General features: G+C 75.1%; 13 protein-coding genes. 10 read left to right on the top strand and 3 right to left on the bottom strand.

Annotation, left to right across the window (positions count from 1 at the left end; genetic code table 11):
• Positions 1 to 26: 26 nt before the first annotated feature.
• A complete protein-coding gene (locus tag CUT44_RS10610; RefSeq protein WP_100201684.1) occupies positions 27 to 269 on the top strand; it encodes a hypothetical protein in 243 nt (80 codons plus the stop codon).
• Positions 270 to 297: 28 nt separating this feature from the next.
• On the opposite strand, the gene CUT44_RS10605 is transcribed toward CUT44_RS10610, so the two are convergent.
• Entirely contained in the window at positions 298 to 930 is a 633-nt protein-coding gene (locus CUT44_RS10605; protein WP_100201683.1) for an HAD family hydrolase, read from the bottom strand.
• 144 nt (positions 931 to 1,074) lie between these two features.
• Between CUT44_RS10605 and CUT44_RS10600 the strand changes: the two genes are divergently transcribed.
• From CUT44_RS10600 to CUT44_RS10580, 5 genes are all read left to right on the top strand, one after another.
• Positions 1,075 to 2,145 carry a FecCD family ABC transporter permease gene (locus CUT44_RS10600; protein WP_100201682.1) on the top strand — a complete coding sequence of 357 codons (1,071 nt, stop codon included), beginning with the start codon at positions 1,075 to 1,077 and terminating at the stop codon, positions 2,143 to 2,145.
• Positions 2,142 to 3,254, top strand: coding sequence for a FecCD family ABC transporter permease (locus tag CUT44_RS10595; protein WP_100201681.1), 1,113 nt, complete (start codon positions 2,142 to 2,144; stop codon positions 3,252 to 3,254). Before CUT44_RS10600 ends, CUT44_RS10595 begins: the two co-directional genes overlap by 4 nt.
• Positions 3,251 to 4,162 (top strand): ABC transporter ATP-binding protein, encoded by a 912-nt coding sequence (locus CUT44_RS10590; protein ID WP_100201680.1) that lies wholly within the window; start codon positions 3,251 to 3,253, stop codon positions 4,160 to 4,162. Before CUT44_RS10595 ends, CUT44_RS10590 begins: the two co-directional genes overlap by 4 nt.
• Positions 4,159 to 5,148, top strand: coding sequence for an ABC transporter substrate-binding protein (locus CUT44_RS10585; RefSeq protein ID WP_100201679.1), 990 nt, complete (start codon positions 4,159 to 4,161; stop codon positions 5,146 to 5,148). The genes CUT44_RS10590 and CUT44_RS10585 overlap by 4 nt, the downstream gene beginning before the upstream one ends.
• Before the next feature lie 648 nt (positions 5,149 to 5,796).
• Positions 5,797 to 8,700 (top strand): ABC transporter substrate-binding protein, encoded by a 2,904-nt coding sequence (locus CUT44_RS10580; protein WP_100201678.1) that lies wholly within the window; start codon positions 5,797 to 5,799, stop codon positions 8,698 to 8,700.
• A 22-nt stretch (positions 8,701 to 8,722) separates the two neighbouring features.
• Here the strand turns inward: CUT44_RS10580 and CUT44_RS10575 are convergent, their stop codons facing one another.
• A complete protein-coding gene (locus tag CUT44_RS10575; protein WP_100201677.1) occupies positions 8,723 to 9,892 on the bottom strand; it encodes a hypothetical protein in 1,170 nt (389 codons plus the stop codon).
• Between the two features lie 107 nt (positions 9,893 to 9,999).
• On the opposite strand from CUT44_RS10575, the gene CUT44_RS10570 reads away from it, so the two are divergent.
• The 3 genes from CUT44_RS10570 (at position 10,000) to pip (ending at position 15,333) form a co-directional block, all read left to right on the top strand.
• Entirely contained in the window at positions 10,000 to 12,489 is a 2,490-nt protein-coding gene (locus tag CUT44_RS10570; protein WP_100201676.1) for a helicase-associated domain-containing protein, read from the top strand.
• 151 nt (positions 12,490 to 12,640) lie between these two features.
• Entirely contained in the window at positions 12,641 to 14,305 is a 1,665-nt protein-coding gene (locus CUT44_RS10565) for a DNA repair helicase XPB (protein WP_100201675.1), read from the top strand.
• A gap of 41 nt (positions 14,306 to 14,346) precedes the next feature.
• Positions 14,347 to 15,333 carry a prolyl aminopeptidase gene (gene pip, locus CUT44_RS10560; RefSeq protein ID WP_100201674.1) on the top strand — a complete coding sequence of 329 codons (987 nt, stop codon included), beginning with the start codon at positions 14,347 to 14,349 and terminating at the stop codon, positions 15,331 to 15,333.
• Positions 15,334 to 15,590: 257 nt separating this feature from the next.
• Here pip and CUT44_RS34860 read toward each other — a convergent pair whose 3' ends face one another.
• A complete protein-coding gene (locus CUT44_RS34860) occupies positions 15,591 to 15,959 on the bottom strand; it encodes a hypothetical protein (RefSeq protein WP_408646729.1) in 369 nt (122 codons plus the stop codon).
• A 409-nt stretch (positions 15,960 to 16,368) separates the two neighbouring features.
• Between CUT44_RS34860 and CUT44_RS10550 the strand changes: the two genes are divergently transcribed.
• Complete coding sequence (locus tag CUT44_RS10550) at positions 16,369 to 18,453, top strand: HelD family protein (protein ID WP_233221335.1); 2,085 nt, start codon at positions 16,369 to 16,371, stop codon at positions 18,451 to 18,453.
• Positions 18,454 to 18,477: the final 24 nt, after the last annotated feature.

Genomic DNA, 18,477 nt, shown 5'->3' with positions numbered 1-18,477 from the left:
GTCTGCCACGGAACTACCCTGTCCTGGTGACCAGTGAAACGTCCCACCCGGGAGATCTGCTTGTCCGCGTCGGCGCCGTCGTCTTCCTCGTCGGCGCGGTGGCGACGGTCGCGACCGTCATGCCCCTCCTTCTCGGCTCCGATCCGCTGCCCACGGCCGCGTACCTCGTCAGCATGCTGATGGGCGTCGGCTTCGCCGTCGCCGGGGCCGGGGTGCTGCGCTCGATCGCGGCGCAGCGCCGCCAGGCCCGTTCGGCGGGCGAGGGGTAGGCACAGGGCGGCCGGCCGCCGGACGGGCTCAGCCCGCCACCGCGCCGCCGGCCGCGTACGAGGCCAGCCAGGCGGGGAACTCCGTCAGGTCGCCCAGCACCACGTCCGCCCCCGCCGCCCGCAGCTCCGCCGCGCCGCACGGCCCCGTCGGCACGGCCACCGACAGCGCCCCGGCCGCCCGCGCCCCGCGCACGTCGCCCAGGTGGTCGCCGACGTAGACCTCGGCCCCGTACTCCACCAGCGCCTTCGCCTTGCCCTCCGCCCACTGCCGGCCGGCCACGGCGTCCGGCACGATGCCCAGGTGCTCCAGGTGGAGCCTGGCGCTGGGCCCGTGCTTGGCGGTGACCACCACCGCCCGGCCGCCCGTGCGCCGCACCGCGTCCACCGCCTCGCGGGCACCGGGCAGGGCACGGGTGGGCTCGATGGCGTGGTGCGCGTACAGCTCGCGGTAGCGCGCGGCGACCGAGTCGAGCGCCCCCGGCGGGAACCAGTGCGCCAGCTCGGTCTCCAGCGGCGGCCCGAGACGGCTGACGGCGAGGTCGGCGTCGATGTACGCGCCGGTCTCGGCGGCGAGGGCCAGGTAGGTCGCCCGGATGCCGGGGCGGGAGTCGATCAGCGTCATGTCCAGGTCGAAGCCGACCGTCACCGCGCGAGAGGTCATGTCCTCATTGTGCCGTCCTGCGGGCGCGGCCCCGTGACTTTATAGTTAGGTCCACCTAACCGAACTTAGGTTAACCTTACCGGGGGTCGGCCCCACCGCAGTCCGGTCGGCCCCTTCCGTACGTGCGAGGTACCTGAGGTCCACATGCCAGTCGCTCCACCGCTCGCCGGGCGCGCCGGTCCCGCGTACCCGGACCGGCCGGCGGACCGCCCGCGCCGCGCACGGACGGTCCACCGGCTGGCCTGGGTGTCGGCCGCGGTGGCCGCCGTCGCGGTGGCCGCCGTGCTGAGTCTGGCGGTCGGCAGCCGCACCCTGGCCCCCTCGACGGTGTACGAGGCGCTGCTCCACGGCGGCGACGGACCGGCCGCCCAGGTGGTGCGGACCATGCGCGCGCCGCGCACCGCGCTGGCGCTGCTGGTCGGCGCCGCGCTGGGAATGGCCGGCTGTGTGATGCAGGGCCTGACCCGCAACCCGATCGCCGAGCCCGGCATCCTCGGCGTCAGCCAGGGCGCCGCGCTGGGCGTGGTGCTGGCCATCGCCTACGCCGGGGTGCACACGCTCAGCGGCTACGTCTGGTTCGCCTTCGCCGGCGCGGGCGCCGCGGGGGTGGCCGTCTACCTGATCGCGGCCCGCGGCCGGGACGGGGCGACCCCGGTGAAGCTGGCGCTGGCCGGGGCCGCCATCAACGCCCTGCTGTACTCGGTGGTCGCCGGGGTGCTCACCACCCGGGCCGCCGCCCTGGACGAGTTCCGCTTCTGGCAGGTCGGCTCGGTCGCCGGGCGCGACGCGGAGGTGCTCGGCCAGGTCTGGCCGTTCCTGGCGCTGGGCACGGTGCTGGTGCTGGCCGTCGCCCGCGGTCTGGACGCCCTCGCGCTGGGCGAGGACATGGCCCGGGGCCTGGGCCAGAACGTGGCGGCCGTACGGATCACCGGCGGCCTCGGCGCCACCGTCCTCACCGGGGCCGGGGTCGCCGCCGCCGGGCCCATCGCCTTCGTCGGCCTGGCCGTCCCGCACCTCGCCCGCGCCCTGGTGGGCACCGACCACCGCTGGCTGCTGCCCCTGTCGGCGCTGCTGGGCCCGGTGGTGCTGCTGGTCGCGGACGTGATCGGCCGGATCGTGGTGCCGCCGGGCGAGGTCCCGGCCGGGGTGATGACGGCGCTGATCGGCGCGCCGTTCCTGATCGTCCTGGTGCGCCGGAAGACGGTGGGCTCATGACCGGCACCACGCTCGCCCGGGACAGGGACAGGGACGAGCGGCGCGAACGGAACGGACGGGCCGGGCAGGCCGTACGCCCCACCGGATACGCCCTGGCCCGCCGGGGCCGCGCCTCGTTCCTCCTCCACCGCCGCACCCTGGCCGTCACCGCCGCCCTCGCCGCCGCGCTGGCCGCCGCGGCCGTCGCCGCGCTCTCCTTCGGGGAGACCGCCACGGCGCCCGCCGAGGTGGTGAAGGTGCTGCTCGGGCAGCCGTCGCCGGAGGAGCTGGTGGTGGGGACGCTGCGGCTGCCCCGCATGGTCGTCGGACTGCTGGTCGGCGCCGCGCTGGCGGTTGCGGGCGGGCTCATCCAGACCGTCGCCCGCAACCCGCTGGCCAGCCCGGAGATCATCGGTGTCACCCAGGGCGCCGCCGCCGTGACCGTCGCCGCGATGACCTTCGGCCTCACCTCGCACGAGACCCTCCCCTACCTCTCCGTCGCCGGCGGCCTGGCCGCCGCGACGCTCGTCTACCTCTTCGCCTGGCGGCGCGGCATCCAGGCGGCCCGCTTCGTCCTCATCGGCCTCGGCTTCGCCATCGCGCTGCGCTCCCTCACCCAGCTGTTCATGACCAAGGGCGACTTCCTCGTCGCCCAGCAGGCCCAGATATGGATGACCGGCTCCCTCAACGGCCGCGGCTGGGAGCAGGCCGGACCGCTGGGCTGGGCGCTGCTGGTCATGCTGCCCGCCGTCGTGTGGTGCGCCCGCGCCCAGCGCGACGTGGCGCTGGACGACGACACCGCCACCGCCCTGGGGGTGCGGCTGGGCCGCGCCCGGCTGGGACTGACCGTCACCGGGGTGGTGCTCGCCTCGGTGGCCACCGGAGCCGCCGGACCGGTGGACTTCGTGGCCCTGCTCTCCCCGCAGATCGCCCGCCGGATGACCCGCACCGCGCACATCCCGCTGGTCGCCACCGCGCTGACCGGCGCGTTCATCGTCACCCTCGGCGATCTGCTGGCCCGCCGGATGTTCGCCCCCGTGGAGCTGCCCGTCGGGGTGCTGACCGCCGCGATCGGGGCGCCGTACCTCATCTGGCTGATCATCCGTAGCCGCACCGGAGGAAAGGCATGACGATCCCCGCCGGACCCGGCAGCCCGAACGGCGCCGGACCCGACAGCCCCGACGGCACCACCGGCCCCGTGAGCCGGCTGGCGGCCCGCGGGCTGACCCTCGCCTACGAGGACCGCACCGTCGTCGAGGACCTCGACCTCGACATCCCCGACGGGCGGGTCACCGTCATCGTCGGCCCCAACGCCTGCGGCAAGTCCACCACCCTGCGGGCGCTGGGCAGGCTGCTCAAGCCGCGCCGCGGCACGGTGCTGCTGGACGGGCGGGAGCTGGCCGACGTCCCCACCCGGCGGATCGCCCGGTCCCTGGGACTGCTGCCGCAGGCTCCGGTGGCGCCCGAGGCGATCACCGTCGCCGATCTGGTGGCCCGGGGCCGCCAGCCGCACCAGCGCTGGTGGCAGCAGTGGTCCGAGAGCGACGAGCTGGCCGTCACCGAGGCCATGGCCCGCACCAAGGTGACCGAGCTGTCCGCCCGCCCCGTGGACGAGCTCTCCGGCGGGCAGCGGCAGCGGGTGTGGATCGCGATGGCGCTCGCCCAGGACACCGACCTGCTGCTGCTCGACGAGCCGACCACGTACCTGGACATCGCGCACCAGGTGGAGGTACTCGACCTGGTGCGGCGGCTCAACCGGGAGCGGGGCCGCACGGTCGTGATGGTCCTGCACGACCTCAACCAGGCCGCCCGCTACGCCGACCACCTGGTCGCCATGCGCGAGGGCCGGATCACCGCCCAGGGACCGCCCCGCGAGGTCGTCACCGCCGAGCTGGTCCGCGAGGTCTTCGGCCTCGACTCCGTAGTCGTTCCCGATCCGGTGACGGGCAGCCCGCTCGTCGTCCCGGGAGCCCCGTGGCACTCCTCCCCCACGGACGCCACTCCCGTCCCCGTCAGCATCCGAAAGGCAACGTCATGACCATCGCTCGCCGCCGTACGCTCGCCACCACCGCCGTGGTGCTGGCCGCCGCACTCGGGCTCTCCGCCTGCGGCGGCTCCGACTCCGGCTCGGACTCCGACAAGAGCTCCGGGGACTCCGGGAAGACGGACACCCGGGTGGTGAAGACGGCCAACGGCGACGTCGAGGTGCCCGTGAACCCCGAGCGCGTGGTCGTGCTCGACACCGCCGAGCTGGACTCCGCCGTCACCCTGGGCGTCAAACCGGTCGGCTCCACCCGCTCCGACGTGGCCTCCGGCTTCCTGAAGTACCTGCCGGAGGACAAGGTCGCCGGCATCGAGAACGTCGGCAACATCATGGCGCCCAACCTGGAGAAGATCGCCGCGCTCAAGCCCGACCTGATCCTGGGCAGCAACATCCGCGACAAGGACCGCTACGACGAGCTGTCCGAGATCGCCCCGACGGTCTTCACCGAGACCACCGGCGCGCCCTGGAAGGAGAACTTCCTGGTCCACGCCGACGCCCTGAACAAGACGGCCGAGGCGGAGAAGGTCGTCACGGCGTACGCGGAGCACACCTCCGAGGTCAACCAGGCCCTCGGCGGCCCCGAGGCGGCCAAGGACCTCACGGTGAGCGTGATCCGCTTCGTGGAGGGCGCGGACACCCGCATCTACGGCAAGGAGAACTACATCGGCACCCTCCTCGCCGACATCGGCGTGAGCCGCCCGGCCATCGCCGACAAGGCCCCCGACGGCTTCTCGCTCGACGTCAGCCCGGAGAAGGTCGACCAGGGCGACGCGGACGTCGTCTTCTACACCTCCTACGGCGACCCGGCGAAGTCCGGCGAGGAGAAGGCCGTCGGCGGCGCGCTGTGGAAGAGCATGGAGGCCGTGAAGAACGGCCGCGCCTACCGGGTGGACGACGAGACCTGGATCCAGGGCATCGGCTACACGGCCGCCGAGCAGATCCTGGACGAGATGCAGAAGCTGATCACCGCCCAGGGCTGACGCGGCCGGTCCGGCCGCGGGCCGGGCACAGCACGACACAGCACGACACGGCACGACACGGCACAGCACACGGGGAGCCCCCGCCGCCGGCGGGGGCTCCCCGTGCTCCCCGGCCACCGGGGCCGGGGCGGCAGCGCCTCCGACGGCCGGACGGCCGAAGGGACCCGGCCGGACGGTCGCCGGACCTGTGCGGGCGGCCCGGGCGACGCCCGGGCGCGGGGGTTCCGGCCTCCCCCGCGCAGGGGACTCGTACGGCACGGCGCCCGGCCCCGGAGAGCGAGGCCCGCCCTGAGCGGCCCACGGCGCCGCGGACCCCGGCACCACCCGGCCGGACGGCCGGAAACCCGCCGCGCGTCCCGGTACGCGTAGCCGCCCGGCACCGGGGAAGACGGACCGGTGCCGGGGAGACGGTCCCTCCCCACGCGGCTCCGGCCGTCCGCCGCCCACGGCCCGGCGGACGGCCGGACCCGGCAGCCCGGCAGCCCGGCAGCCCGGCACGTAACCGCCTAGTTCGGGCCAAGTTCGTCGCTCTCGGTACACGTCACCCCCGAAAGTCGTTATTCTCGCGGTCCGCCTGAAGGACCAGGGGGGGTTGTGTCAGGCTTCTCACGGAATCTTCCGCCCGGTTGCCGGGAGGACCACCAGGGCATGTCGACCGATGCCGGGATCGGCGTCCAGCAGTTGCTGGAGACGCTGGTGCAGGACTTCCGGGCCGGCGATCCGCCCATGCCCGTCATCGTGCTCCACGCCGAGGACGGCGAGCACGACGACCAGGTGACCCGGATCGTCGACGAGTTGCAGAGCGGGCAGCGGCACCACCGCACCCGCTACGCGACGATCCCCCTGGAACAGCCCCCGGAGGACCACCCTCCGGGGGATCCCGCGGAGCAGGCCGCACGCCTGCTGTACAGCCTGGGGAGGCCGGGCAAGTGGGGGGACGGACCGGCCGACTACCGCCCGTACGCCTTCCCCCGGCTGAACCTGGTGCGCGCCATCCAGGAGGCCACCGACGACCCCGAGATGGCGGAGCAATGGCCGACCGCGCCCGCCGGTACCCCGAGGGGGGAGACACAGCGGGAGGCGGCCCAGGCCCAGTTGCTGCGCATCCTGGCCCGGCAGCGCTGGCGCCCCAGGAAGCCCCCGGCGTGGCGCACCCGGCTGCTGTTCGCCGATGTCCAGCAGTTCCTCCCGATGGGACTGCTGGCCGCGCTGACCGCCCTGCTCACCCGTCCGGAGTGGTACGTCGTCGTGGCGGCCGGCCTCGGGCTGACGGCCCTGCTGACCGGCCTCAACCACGTACCCGGGCGGGCCCCGCTCTTCCTGTGGCTGCGCCGGGAGAGCAAGTGGTTCCTGACCACCACCTTCCTCCAGATCGCCGCGCGCCGGCAGCCGGCCAGTGTGCGGCTGCTGCGCCCGGTGCGCTCCTGGCGGGCCATCGCGACCCGCGCCTACGACGTGGCGGAGGCACTGCGGGAGGGGGGCTCGTTCCAGCTGCAACTGTGCGTACTGGCCCTGTTCGAGGATCTGCGCGACAACCACCGCCGGGTCGGCTGGGACCTGCGGGGGCTCAAGCGGACACGCCCGCCCATGCTGTTCCTGAGCCGGATCAGCGAGGGGAACGGCGGGGTGGAGCTGATCAGGGCGGTCAGCGACATCCGCAGCAGGCGCAGCGAACTGGATCCGCTGCTGATCGTGGCGGACGTGTCCGCGGCCGACGCGGCGCTGCTGGAGCGCGGCATGGTGGACGAGCCGGCGGACGCGCCGTACGCTCCACCGCAGTTCCAGCAGCGGCTGCGGTACTGGTACGACGCGTGGGCGGGGAACCTGCGGGCGGGCCAGTCGCCGAGCCTGGTCCGCGCGCTGCCCTGGGTGCTGCGGATCCCGCTGCCCGCCGACCAGTTGAGGGAACTGCCCGAGCGCGAGTGGCGGTGCGCCAGGGCCAGGTCCCGGCCGTCCGCCGCCCGGGTGCTGTGGTCCCTGCACTCGCTGGGCATCGTGTCGGCCCTGGTCCTCACCGCGGGCGTGTTGCGGGCGGTCGAACTGCACGAGGACCACTGCTCGGCCGGACTGCTGACCGCGAACCGCCACACCGAGATGCGCTCCGGGGAGTGCGTCGGCATCGCCACCGGGGACGTCCGGTTCGGCAAGGAGACGGACGAGCCCACCTCCGCCGTTCCCTGGACCATCCGCGAACTGGAGGAGGACATCGCCGCGGCGAACAGGGACGCGATGTCGGACGACTACGTCACGGTGGTGTACGCGGGGCCGCTGAGCTCCGGCAAGGACGAGAAACTCTTACCGGTCAAGGGCGCCCAGGAACTCGCGGGTGTCCACCTCGCCCAGCGGGTCATCAACGAGAAGGGCACCAACAACGGCGTGAAGCTGCGCGTCCTGGTCGCCAACGGCGGTGCGGACCTGAAGAGGCAGCAGGACATGGCCAGGTCCATCGTCGAGTACGCCGAGAAGGACCCGTCCCTGGTCGGGGTCGTCGGCCTCGGACGCAACCTGAAGGACAGCCACGACACCGTCAGGCTGCTGTACAACGCGGACCTGCCCGTCGTGTCCGGCACCAACTCCTCCACCCGGCTGGCCGAGGAGTTCACCAACTGGTTCAGTCTCGCCGCCACCGACAAGTGGCAGACCGAGCAGCTCGGCCTGGTCGTCGAGCAGCTGATCGGCCCGGAGAAGGGTCCCGCACGCCAGGACGCCCTCGTGCTGGCCCGCGACACCGAGAAAACCGGTGACGCGTACACCGAGGAGCAGGCGAAGCACGGACGGAACATGCTTGCCGACACGTTGGACAGGCCCCTCGGGGAGATTCCCCGACGGCACTACAAGGTCGACAGCGGAGGGCCGGACCTGCACGCGCACGCCGAGGAGATCTGCCGGGGCGGCACCAGGTACTCCGTGATCTACTTCGCCGGCCGCGTGGAGGACCTCGAATCGCTTGTCCACCAGCTCGACGTGAAGAACTGCAAGCACGAGATGGCGATCCTCACGGGTGACGACCTGTCGAAGATGAGACAGGTCGGGCTCCCCTCGAACATCACGATCTACCACGCGGCGCTGGCCGAACTGGACAGAGCGGCCGAGGGCACCTCCTTCTACGGCGACACCCTGGAGTACTTCGGCGAACTGTCCTACTTCGAGGGCAAGCCGCAGAAGGAGAGGCGGAGGAAGGCACGGCCCGACAGCGATGTCTTCGCCAACGGGCAGTTCGCCCTGGCGCACGACGCCACCCGGGCCCTGTACTCGGCCGCCACCGGCGACGACGAACCGGGAAACAGCCGCGCGGCGACCTGGGTGCACCTCAGAAAGGTCAGTCTCGGGGCCATGGCCACCGGAACCATCGACTTCACCGAGGCTCCCCTGGGGAAGAACCGCGAAGGACAGAGCATCGTGCTCAAGAAGGTCACGCGCGCGAACCAGCAAGGCGACTTCAGAATCACCGTCCTGTGCAGTCTGAAAGCCGGTGAGCGGGAGGACGGGAACGACAAGGACGGCGAACTCAGGAAGCTCACCAGGGAGGACTGCCCCATCGACCGCGGGTGATCCCCGCCGGGCGCGGGAGCCGTCAGCCCCTCCGCCGCCCCGAGCGCCACAGCAGGAACAGCGCGCTGGCCACCGCCGCCGCGCGCAGCGCGCCCGGCCAGGCGTCGCCGACCGCCGCGCCCAGCGCGTCCTGGGCGAGCGGCTCGCCCCAGCGCTCCTCCGTACGGCCCCACAGCCACACCAGTACGGCGCCCGCGACGGTGCCGGGCACGCCCAGCACCGCGATCCGGACCTCCAGGCGCCCGAGCCGGGGCGACAGATAGGCCACCACCCAGCCCATGAGCAGCGGGACCAGCGAGCCCATGACCGCGCCCGCCACCAGCAGGGCGGCGGCCAGCAGTTCCACGGCACCCACCCTGGGCAGGCCGAGCCCCCGGGCGCCGGGTGCACCGGCCGCGCCACCGGCGGCCCCACCGTCCGCCGTCCGCGCCGCACGGTGCCGCCACAGCCGGGCGGCCAGCCGCCGGGCGGCGGACCCCGCGGGGGCGGCCGACGGGACGGGCGGGGGTCCGGCGATCCCGGCGGTCGTTCCCGCGGCGCCCGCCGCGCCGGTGCCGGGTACGGCCTTCCTCCCGGCCCTCTCCCGTTCCTCGCGTTCCTCCTCAGGGTCCGGCGGCGGCTTGAGCATCTCCGGCAGTTCGATGCCGCCGTCGAAGCCCTCCACCCGTACCCGGCCGCCCGCGGCGTACCGGGCCACGGGCCCCCCGGGCAGCGGGTCGGACTCGCCGTCCACCGCGCCCGTCCCACCGCCGCCGGCAGGAGACGGCGCACCGGCCGGCGGCGGGACCGGCCGGGCCCGCTCGGGCGGGGCCGGCTTCGGCGCGGTCCCGGCCTGTCCGGTCCACCAGACCGCCCCGCCCCGGGGCGCCGCCCGGGGCGGCGGCCCGTCCGGGAGTACCGGCTCGTCCCGGGGCCGCGGCTCCGTCCGCTCCGTCCGGCCGGTTCCCCGGGGCAGCGGCACGGACGCCCCCGCCCCGGCGATCACGTCCTCCGGTCTGCCGATCCGGTCCAGGATCCGGCGCACCCCGGCCGTGGTGTGCGCGCCGCCCGCCTCGGTCCGGCGCCGTTCGATGTCGGCCCGCACCCGGTTCACCAGGCGGGCCCGTTCGGCGGCCGTCATGCTCGTGCCGTGCGCCAGATCCCCGATCCGGCTCAGATAGTCGAATACGAGCTGCTCGCTCTCGATCCCCACCGAACACCCCAGCGGCCGCTAGCCCTTGGCTCCCGTACGCCCACGACCGTACCGCGCGCCGCGCGGAACGGGGCCGCCCGGCGCGGGAGGCCGGTAACGTAACAAGGATGACGAACGAGCCCGAAGCGAGCCGCCGGGCGGCACCCCGCACGCTCGCCGACGAGCTGCGCTCCCGTCCCGACGAGGCGCTCGCCGAGCTGCTGCGCGCCCGGCCGGACCTGCTCTCCCCCGTCCCCGGCGACCTCACCCAGCTCGCCACCCGCGCGGGCACCCGCGCCTCCGTGGTACGGGCACTGGAGCGGCTGGACCGCTTCGCCCTGCAGACCGCCGAGGCCCTGGCCGTCGCACCCGACCCCTGCCCGTACGGGACGCTGGCCGCGCTGCTGCCCGGCGGCGGGGACGAACTGCCGCGCGCGCTGGACCTGCTGCGCGCGCGGGCCCTGGTGTGGGGCGGCGACGACCGGCTGCGGCTGGTGCGCACCGCCCGCGAGCTGCTCACCCCCACCGCCGAGCGGCCCTCCCCCACCGGCCTGGGCCCCTCGCTGGCCGAGGCCGCCACGGGCATGTCGCCCGGCCGCCTCCAGGAGCTCCTCACCGCCGCCGGACTGCCCGCCACCCACGACCCGGTGAGCGCGCTGGCCGCCCTGGCCGCCCTGTTCACCGACCGGGAGCGGATGGCCGCGCTGCTGGCCGGGGCGCCCGGGGAGGCCCGGGCGATGCTCGCCAGGCTGACCTGGGGGCCGCCCTACGGCGAGGTGTCCGGGCAGCCCTCGCCCCCGGCCCGGTGGCTGCTGGACCGGGGGCTGCTGCTGCCCGCCGCGCCGCGGACGGTCGTACTGCCCCGCGAGGTCGCCCTGCACCTGCGCGACGGCCGCGCGCACCGCCGGCTGGAGCCGCTGCCGCCCGCCCTGGAACCGGGCCGTACCCACGCGCGGGCCTCGGTGGACGCCGCCGCGGCGGGCCAGGCGCTGGCCGCGCTCACCGTCGTCGAGGGGCTGCTGACGCTGTGGGGCACGGCGGCCGGGGCGCCGCCCGTGCTGCGCGCGGGCGGCCTGGGCGTACGGGACCTCAAGCGCACCGCCGTCACCCTCGACCTGCCCGAGCCGGTCACCGCCTTCTGGATCGAACTGTCCTACGCCGCCGGACTGCTGGCCTCCGACGGTGAGCCCGACGAGCGGTACGCACCCACCCCCGCCGCCGACGAATGGCTGGAGCAGCCGCCCGGGCGGCGCTGGGCGAGGCTGGCGGGCGCCTGGCTGGCGGGCACCCGGCCGGCCGGGCTGGTCGGTGAGCGCGACGCCCGGGGACGCCCGCTGAACGCACTCGGCCCCGGGCTGGACCGGGGCCCCGCCCCCGGGCTGCGCCGCCGGGTCCTGGAGCTGCTGGCCGGGTGCGCACCGGACCCCGCGGCCGGCGGGACCGGCGCGACGGACGAGGTCACCGCTCCGGCGCCCGACGCGGTCGCGGCCCGGGTGGAGTGGGAGTGCCCGCTGCGCGGCGGCAGGGAGCTGCGCGGCCGGATCGTGCGGTGGACGCTGTCGGAGGCGGAGCTGCTGGGCGTCACCGGACGCGGCGCCCTGGCCTCGTACGCGCACCCGCTGCTGGACGGCGCCGACGGCAGCCGCGCCGCCGCGGCGGGAGGAGCGCCGGAGGAGGCCGCCGCCCGGCTGGCCCCCCTGCTGCCCGAGCCGCTGGACCACATCCTGCTCCAGGCCGACCTGACGGCCGTGGCGCCCGGCCCGCTCCAGCGCCCCCTGGCCGGGACGCTGAACGTGCTCGCCGACGTGGAGTCCAAGGGCGGCGCGACGGTCTACCGCTTCACCCCCCAGTCGGTGCGCCGCGCCCTGGACGCGGGCCGGAGCGCCGCCGAACTGCACTCCTTCCTGGCCGCCCACTCCCGCACCCCCGTCCCGCAGCCGCTGGCGTACCTGATCGACGACGTGGCACGGCGGCACGGGCGGCTGCGGGTGGGCGCGGCCGGGTCGTACGTGCGCTGCGACGACGACGCGCTGCTGGCGGAGCTCGCCGCCGACCGCCGCGCCGCCGCCCTGGGACTGCGGCTGCTGGCGCCGACGGTGCTGGCCGCCCGGGTGGACCCGGGCACGCTGCTGGAGCGGCTGCGCGAGATGGGGTACGCCCCGGCCGCCGAGTCCGCCGAGGGCGATGTGGTGATCCACCGGGCCGACACCCTGCGCACCCCGCCGCGCACCGCTCCCGAGCCGGTGCCGGACGGCCCGCCGCGTCCGGACGGCCCGCTGCTGGCCGCCGCCGTGCGCGCCGTCCGGGCGGGCGACCGGGCGGCCACCGTCCCGCACCGGCCGCGGTCCCGCCCCGCCGGCGCCGACTCCACCGGCGACAACCGCCCGCCGCGCACCGCCGCGGCCGAGACCCTGGCGATCATGCGGGCGGCGGTCCGTACGGGTGCGGCGGTGTGGATCGGCTACGTCAACGCCGACGGGGCTGCCAGCCGGCGCGTCATCGAGCCGGTCCGGGTGGAGGGCGGCTTCGTCACGGCGTACGACCACACCGCCGAGGAGGTCCGCACCTATCCGCTGCACCGCGTCACGGGCGCGGCGGAGCTGGCGGACGAGAACTGAGGCCGGAACCGGGAACGGGACCGGGACCGGCGGCGCCGTACCGCGCGCCGGCCCGCCCGCCGTCCCGATGCGGCACACTGGACGGTCGGCCCGTGCGCCCGCCGCGTACCGCACGCGCGCCGAAGGCGCCGAGCCAGGAGGGACCCGTACCGTGACCGGACCGCTCATCGTCCAGAGCGACAAAACGCTCCTGCTGGAGGTCGACCACGAGCAGGCCGACGCCTGCCGCCGCGCCATCGCGCCCTTCGCCGAGCTGGAGCGGGCCCCGGAGCACATCCACACCTACCGGCTCACCCCGCTGGGCCTGTGGAACGCGCGCGCCGCCGGGCACGACGCCGAGCAGGTCGTCGACGCGCTGGTCACCCACTCCCGCTACCCGGTGCCGCACGCGCTGCTGGTGGACGTGGCCGAGACGATGGACCGCTACGGGCGGCTGCGGCTGCTGCGGCACCCCGTCCACGGGCTCGTGCTGGAGACGACCGACCGGCCGGTGCTGGAGGAGATCCTGCGCACCAAGCGGATCCAGCCGCTGGTCGGCACCCGCATCGATCCCGACACCGTCGCCGTGCACCCCTCCGAGCGCGGCCAGATCAAGCAGGCCCTGCTCAAGCTGGGCTGGCCCGCCGAGGACCTGGCCGGCTACGTCGACGGCGAGGCGCACCCGATCGAGCTGGAGGAGGACGGCTGGGCGCTGCGCCCGTACCAGAAGCAGGCCGTGGAGAACTTCTGGCACGGCGGCTCCGGCGTCGTCGTGCTGCCCTGCGGCGCGGGCAAGACGCTGGTGGGCGCCGGGGCGATGGCGACCGCGAAGTCGACCACGCTGATCCTGGTCACCAACACCGTCTCGGCCCGCCAGTGGAAGAGCGAGCTGATGCGGCGCACCTCGCTGACGGAGGCCGAGATCGGCGAGTACAGCGGCGCGAAGAAGGAGATCCGCCCGGTCACCATCGCCACCTACCAGGTGCTGACCACCAGGCGGAAGGGCGTGTACCCGCACCTGGAGCTGTTCGACTCCCGCGACTGGGGCCTGATCGTCTACGACGAGGTGCACCTGCTGCCCGCGCCGGTGTTCAAGTTCACCGCCGACCTCCAGGCCCGCCGCCGCCTCGGCCTGACGGCGACCCTGGTGCGGGAGGACGGCCGCGAGTCCGACGTCTTCTCCCTCATCGGCCCCAAGCGCTTCGACGCACCCTGGAAGGAGATCGAGGCGCAGGGCTACATCGCCCCGGCCGACTGCGTGGAGGTCCGCGTGGACCTCACCGAGTCCGAGCGGCTGGCGTACGCGACGGCCGAGTCGGACGAGAAGTACCGCTTCTGCTCCACCACCGCCTCCAAGCAGCGCGTCACCGAGGCGCTGGTGCGCCGCCACGCCGGGCAGCAGACCCTGGTCATCGGCCAGTACATCGACCAGCTCGACGAGCTGGGCGAGCATCTGGACGCACCGGTGATCAAGGGCGACACCGGCAACGCGCGGCGCGAGAAGCTCTTCGACGCGTTCCGCTCGGGCGAGCTGTCGGTGCTGGTGGTCTCCAAGGTCGCCAACTTCTCCATCGACCTGCCGGAGGCCACCGTCGCCATCCAGGTCTCGGGCACCTTCGGCTCCCGGCAGGAGGAGGCCCAGCGGCTGGGCCGGGTGCTGCGCCCGAAGGCGGACGGCCACGAGGCCCGCTTCTACTCGGTCGTCGCCCGCGACACCGTGGACCAGGACTTCGCCGCCCACCGCCAGCGCTTCCTGGCCGAGCAGGGCTACGCCTACCGCATCGTGGACGCATCGGAGCTGCTGGCGGGTGAGCTGGACGCGGACGGACCGGCCTGAGCGCCGCCCGGACCGCCGGAAGGAACGGGAGGAGTCCGCACATGCGTGAGCCGTATCCGCCGGGCGAGCCGTACGAGCACGGGATGCTCGACGTCGGCGACGGGAACCTCGTGTACTGGGAGGTCCGCGGCAACCCGCGGGGCAGGCCCGCCGTCGTCGTCCACGGCGGGCCGGGCTCCGGCTGCGGGCCCGGCGCGCACCGCGCGTTCGACCCCCGGCGGTACCGGATCGTGCTGTTCGACCAGCGCGGCTGCGGCCGCAGCCGCCCGCACGCGAGCGACCCGGCCACCTCCCTGCGGCACAACACCACCTGGCACCTGGTCGCCGACCTGGAGCGGCTGCGCGAGCACCTGGGCATCGAGAACTGGCTGCTGTACGGCGGCTCCTGGGGCTCGACGCTGCTCCTGGCCTACGCCGAGCGGCATCCGGAGCGGGTCTCGGCCATCGTGATCGCCGGGGTCACCACCACCCGGCGCACGGAGATCGACTGGCTCTACCGGGGCGTCGCCCGGTTCTTCCCCGAGCAGTGGGAGCGCTTCCTCGACGCGGCTCCCGGCGCGCGGGAGGCCGCGCGCGGCGGCGACATCACCGAACTGACCGGGGCGTACGCGCGGCTGCTGGAGCACCCCGACGCCGCGGTGCGGGAGCGGGCCTCAGCCGAGTGGTGCGCCTGGGAGGACGCGGTGGTCTCCGGGGAACCCGCCACCCCGGAGAGCGGCCCCGGCCCGTACGGCGGACGGCCGTCGGCCGACCGGCTGGCGATGGTGCGGATCTGCGCGCACTACTTCTCCCACGCCGCCTGGCTGGAGGAGGGCGCGCTGCTGCGCGACGCGGGACGGCTGGCGGGCATCCCGGGCGTCCTGATCCACGGCCGGCTCGATCTGAGCAGTCCCCTGGAGACCGCCTGGGAGCTGTCCCGCGCCTGGCCGGACGCGGAGCCGACCGTCGTCGGCGGCGAGGGCCACTTCGGCGGCGCCGCCACCCGCACGCTCGTCCTGGACGCCCTGGACCGCTTCGCGGCCCGGTGACGTTGTCCGCGAGACCACCTGATCCTCCGCACACACCGAACACGCGGCCCGGCCCTCCCCCGAACGACCCGGCGGCGCCCTGATCGCCACCACGGCGCCACAGACCTGGAAGGACCGGCCGGTCCGCGTCCTCGACCTCGGTCCCTGACGGCCCTCCCCTTTTCCGCTTTTCCGCGGTGGATCACGCACCGCGGAAGCGGGAAAGCCGGAGACGGCGGGTTCCGGCTGCCGGCACGGAACGGACGGGCAGGCGCGGGTCAGTGGTGGTCGGCGGGCTCGGGGGCTCTCTTCGCGCGCGGCCCGCCGCCGTCCGTGTCGTCGGCGGCGTCGGTGTCGGTGTCGTCGGCGGTGTCGTCGGTGTCGTCGGTGTCGTCGGCGTCGTCGGCGTCGTCGGCGTCGTCGGCGTCGGCGTCGCGCGCCTCGGCGTAGTCGCCCAGGACCGCCACGTCGAAGGCGGCACTGGCGAACACGGAGATCGCCCGCACGGCGTCGCCCAGGAGGTGCCGGTGATGACGGTGGCCGCCGTCGCCGCCGCGGGCCTCGAGTTCGCCGAGCGCGGTGGCGCCCCGGGCCCGGCCACCGGCCGGGCCACCGGAGGCCTGGGGAGGGATGGGTGCGGTACTCATGACTCCGTTCACGACTCCCATGGTGCCTTTTGCCCGGTTGGTACACCTCCATCCTAGGTCTGAACACGGCTTTCGTCCGTATGCAACCCGAGAGCGATCACCCCCTACGGGAGAGTGAAAACCGAGTCGCCCGCCAGGATGAGCGGGGCTACAATCACGCGTCTGCCGCCTCCCGCGCACGGTGACGCGCGCCCGCGGCCCTTCGGGGCTCCGGGGCCGCCGTGCCGCCGGGGAGGAGCCGGCCGGTCGGCACCGGCCGGCGGACCGCACCCCCCGCAGTACGCGCACCGCACCGGTGCGCCGCCGGGCCCGCGGTCCCTCCCGTTCCCGCAGACCACCGCACCCGGGGTACGGCGGGCCGCCGCGGCCCGCCGTACCGCCGCCACGCGTTCCCGCCGGAGGCCGTACCGTGTCCACACACGCCCCTGACCAGTCCGTTCCCGATACCGACACCGATACCGGCTCCGGCCCGCTGGAGCGCGAGCGCGCCCACCTCGCCGCCTCCCGGGCCGCGCTGCGCGCCATGCGCCGGGACGCCGAGTCGCTCGACATCTCCGACGTCACCACGAACTGGGTGAACGCCCAGGTGCTCCAGGGGCAGATCGAGGCCCGTATCAAGGCCCTGGCCGATCTCTCCGGCACCCCGCTGTTCTTCGGCCGCCTCGACCGCCTCCCCGACCCGGAACCGGCCCGCTACTACATCGGCCGCCGCCATGTCCACGACGCCGACGGCGACCCCATGGTCATCGACTGGCGCGCTCCCGTCTCCCAGCCCTTCTACCGCGCCTCCCGGCGCGACCCGCAGGGCGTCGAGCTGCGCCGCCGCTTCGGCTACACCGGTGGCGAACTGACCGCCTACGAGGACGAGCACCTCACCGACCCGGTCGGCCCGGCCGAGCCGGAGCGGACCGGCGAGCTGCTCCGGCGCGAGATCGAGCGCCCCCGCACCGGCCCGATGCGCGACATCGTGGCGACGATCCAGCCGGAGCAGGACGAGATCGTCCGCACCGGCGTCGAGGGCACGGTGTGCGTCCAGGGGGCACCGGGCACCGGGAAGACGGCCGTCGGCCTGCACCGGGTCGCGTACCTGCTCTACGCGCACCGCGAGCGGCTGGCCCGCACCGGCACGCTGGTCATCGGCCCGAACCGGTCCTTCCTGCGCTACATCGAGCAGGTGCTGCCCGCACTCGGCGAGCTGGCGGTGGCGCAGACGACCGTCGACGACCTGGTCGCCGCCGCCACCGGGATCGAGGTCCGCGGCACCGACGGGACGGCGGCCGCCCGGATCAAGGGCGACGCGAGGATGGCCGAGGTGCTGCGCCGTGCGGTGCGCTCGGGCGTGACGGTGCCCACCGAGCCGTGCGTCGTCGTGCGCGGCTCGCGCCGCTGGCGGATCCCGGCCCACGAACTGGCGGAGCTCGTCCGCGAGTTGCTGGACCGCGGCATCCGTTACGGCGCCGCCCGCGAGGCCCTGCCGCGGCGCGTCGCGCACGCCGTGCTGGTGCGGATGGAGCGGGCGGGCGAGGCCCCGGACGACCGGGTGCAGGACGCGGTGGCCCGTAACCCGGCGGTGAAGGCCCTGGTCAGGGCGGTGTGGCCGGAGGTGGACCCGGCCAGGCTGGTGCTGCGGCTGCTCTCCGACGCCGACTTCCTCGCCGAGTGCTCGGCGGGGATCCTCACCGACGAGGAGCGCGAGACGATCCGCCTGCCGAGGCCGCCGCGCGGGGTGCGGTCGGCGAAGTGGTCGGCGGCCGACGCCGTGCTGGTCGACGAGGCCGCCGACCTGGTGCGGCGTACGCCCTCGCTGGGCCATGTGGTGCTGGACGAGGCGCAGGACCTGTCCCCGATGCAGTACCGGGCGGTGGGCCGCCGCTGCTCGACGGGCTCGGCGACGGTGCTGGGCGACCTGGCCCAGGGCACCACCCCGTGGGCGACGGCCGCCTGGGCCGAGGCCCTGTCCCACCTGGGCAAGCCGGACGCGGCGGTGGAGGAGCTCACCCGGGGCTTCCGCGTCCCGCGCGAGGTCATCGCGTACGCCTCCCGGCTGCTGCCGCACATCGCCCCGGGACTGTCCGAGGCGACCTCGGTCCGCGACGCGCCCGGCTCCCTGCGGGTGCGGGCGGTGGGGGCGGCGGAGCTGGACGGCGCGGTGGTGGCCGCCTGCCGCGAGGCGCTGGAACGGGAGGGCTCGGTCGGTCTGATCGCCGCCGACGCCCGGGTCCCCGCCCTGGCGGCGGCGCTGGACGCGGCGGGGCAGGCGCATGTGTCCCCGGGCGCGGAGACGGACGACGGCGCCCGTCTCACCCTGGTCCCGGCGACGCTGGCCAAGGGCCTGGAGTACGACCACGTCGTCCTGGACGAGCCCGCCGCCGTGGTGGCCGGCGAGCCCGACGAGCGCACCGGTCTGCGCCGCCTGTACGTGGCCCTCACCCGCGCCGTCTCCGGCCTCGCCGTCGTCCACGCCGCGCCGCTGCCCCGGCCGCTGAGCCGCTGACCGGGCCTCCGGCCGGGCGGCGGC

Origin of the sequence: Streptomyces carminius, assembly GCF_002794255.1 — a bacterium.
In the GTDB taxonomy this organism is placed as follows: domain Bacteria; phylum Actinomycetota; class Actinomycetes; order Streptomycetales; family Streptomycetaceae; genus Streptomyces; species Streptomyces carminius.
This window is presented reverse-complemented; position numbering and strand designations above follow the sequence as displayed.

Bases quoted from the DNA above. Each gene is read 5' to 3' on its own strand.
- CUT44_RS34860 (WP_408646729.1), bottom strand. From the start codon at position 15,959: ATGAGTACCGCACCCATCCCTCCCCAGGCCTCCGGTGGCCCGGCCGGT.
- CUT44_RS10585 (WP_100201679.1), top strand. From the start codon at position 4,159: ATGACCATCGCTCGCCGCCGTACGCTCGCCACCACCGCCGTGGTGCTG.
- pip (WP_100201674.1), top strand. From the start codon at position 14,347: ATGCGTGAGCCGTATCCGCCGGGCGAGCCGTACGAGCACGGGATGCTC.
- CUT44_RS10590 (WP_100201680.1), top strand. From the start codon at position 3,251: ATGACGATCCCCGCCGGACCCGGCAGCCCGAACGGCGCCGGACCCGAC.
- CUT44_RS10600 (WP_100201682.1), top strand. From the start codon at position 1,075: ATGCCAGTCGCTCCACCGCTCGCCGGGCGCGCCGGTCCCGCGTACCCG.
- CUT44_RS10595 (WP_100201681.1), top strand. From the start codon at position 2,142: ATGACCGGCACCACGCTCGCCCGGGACAGGGACAGGGACGAGCGGCGC.
- CUT44_RS10605 (WP_100201683.1), bottom strand. From the start codon at position 930: ATGACCTCTCGCGCGGTGACGGTCGGCTTCGACCTGGACATGACGCTG.
- CUT44_RS10570 (WP_100201676.1), top strand. From the start codon at position 10,000: ATGACGAACGAGCCCGAAGCGAGCCGCCGGGCGGCACCCCGCACGCTC.
- CUT44_RS10580 (WP_100201678.1), top strand. From the start codon at position 5,797: ATGTCGACCGATGCCGGGATCGGCGTCCAGCAGTTGCTGGAGACGCTG.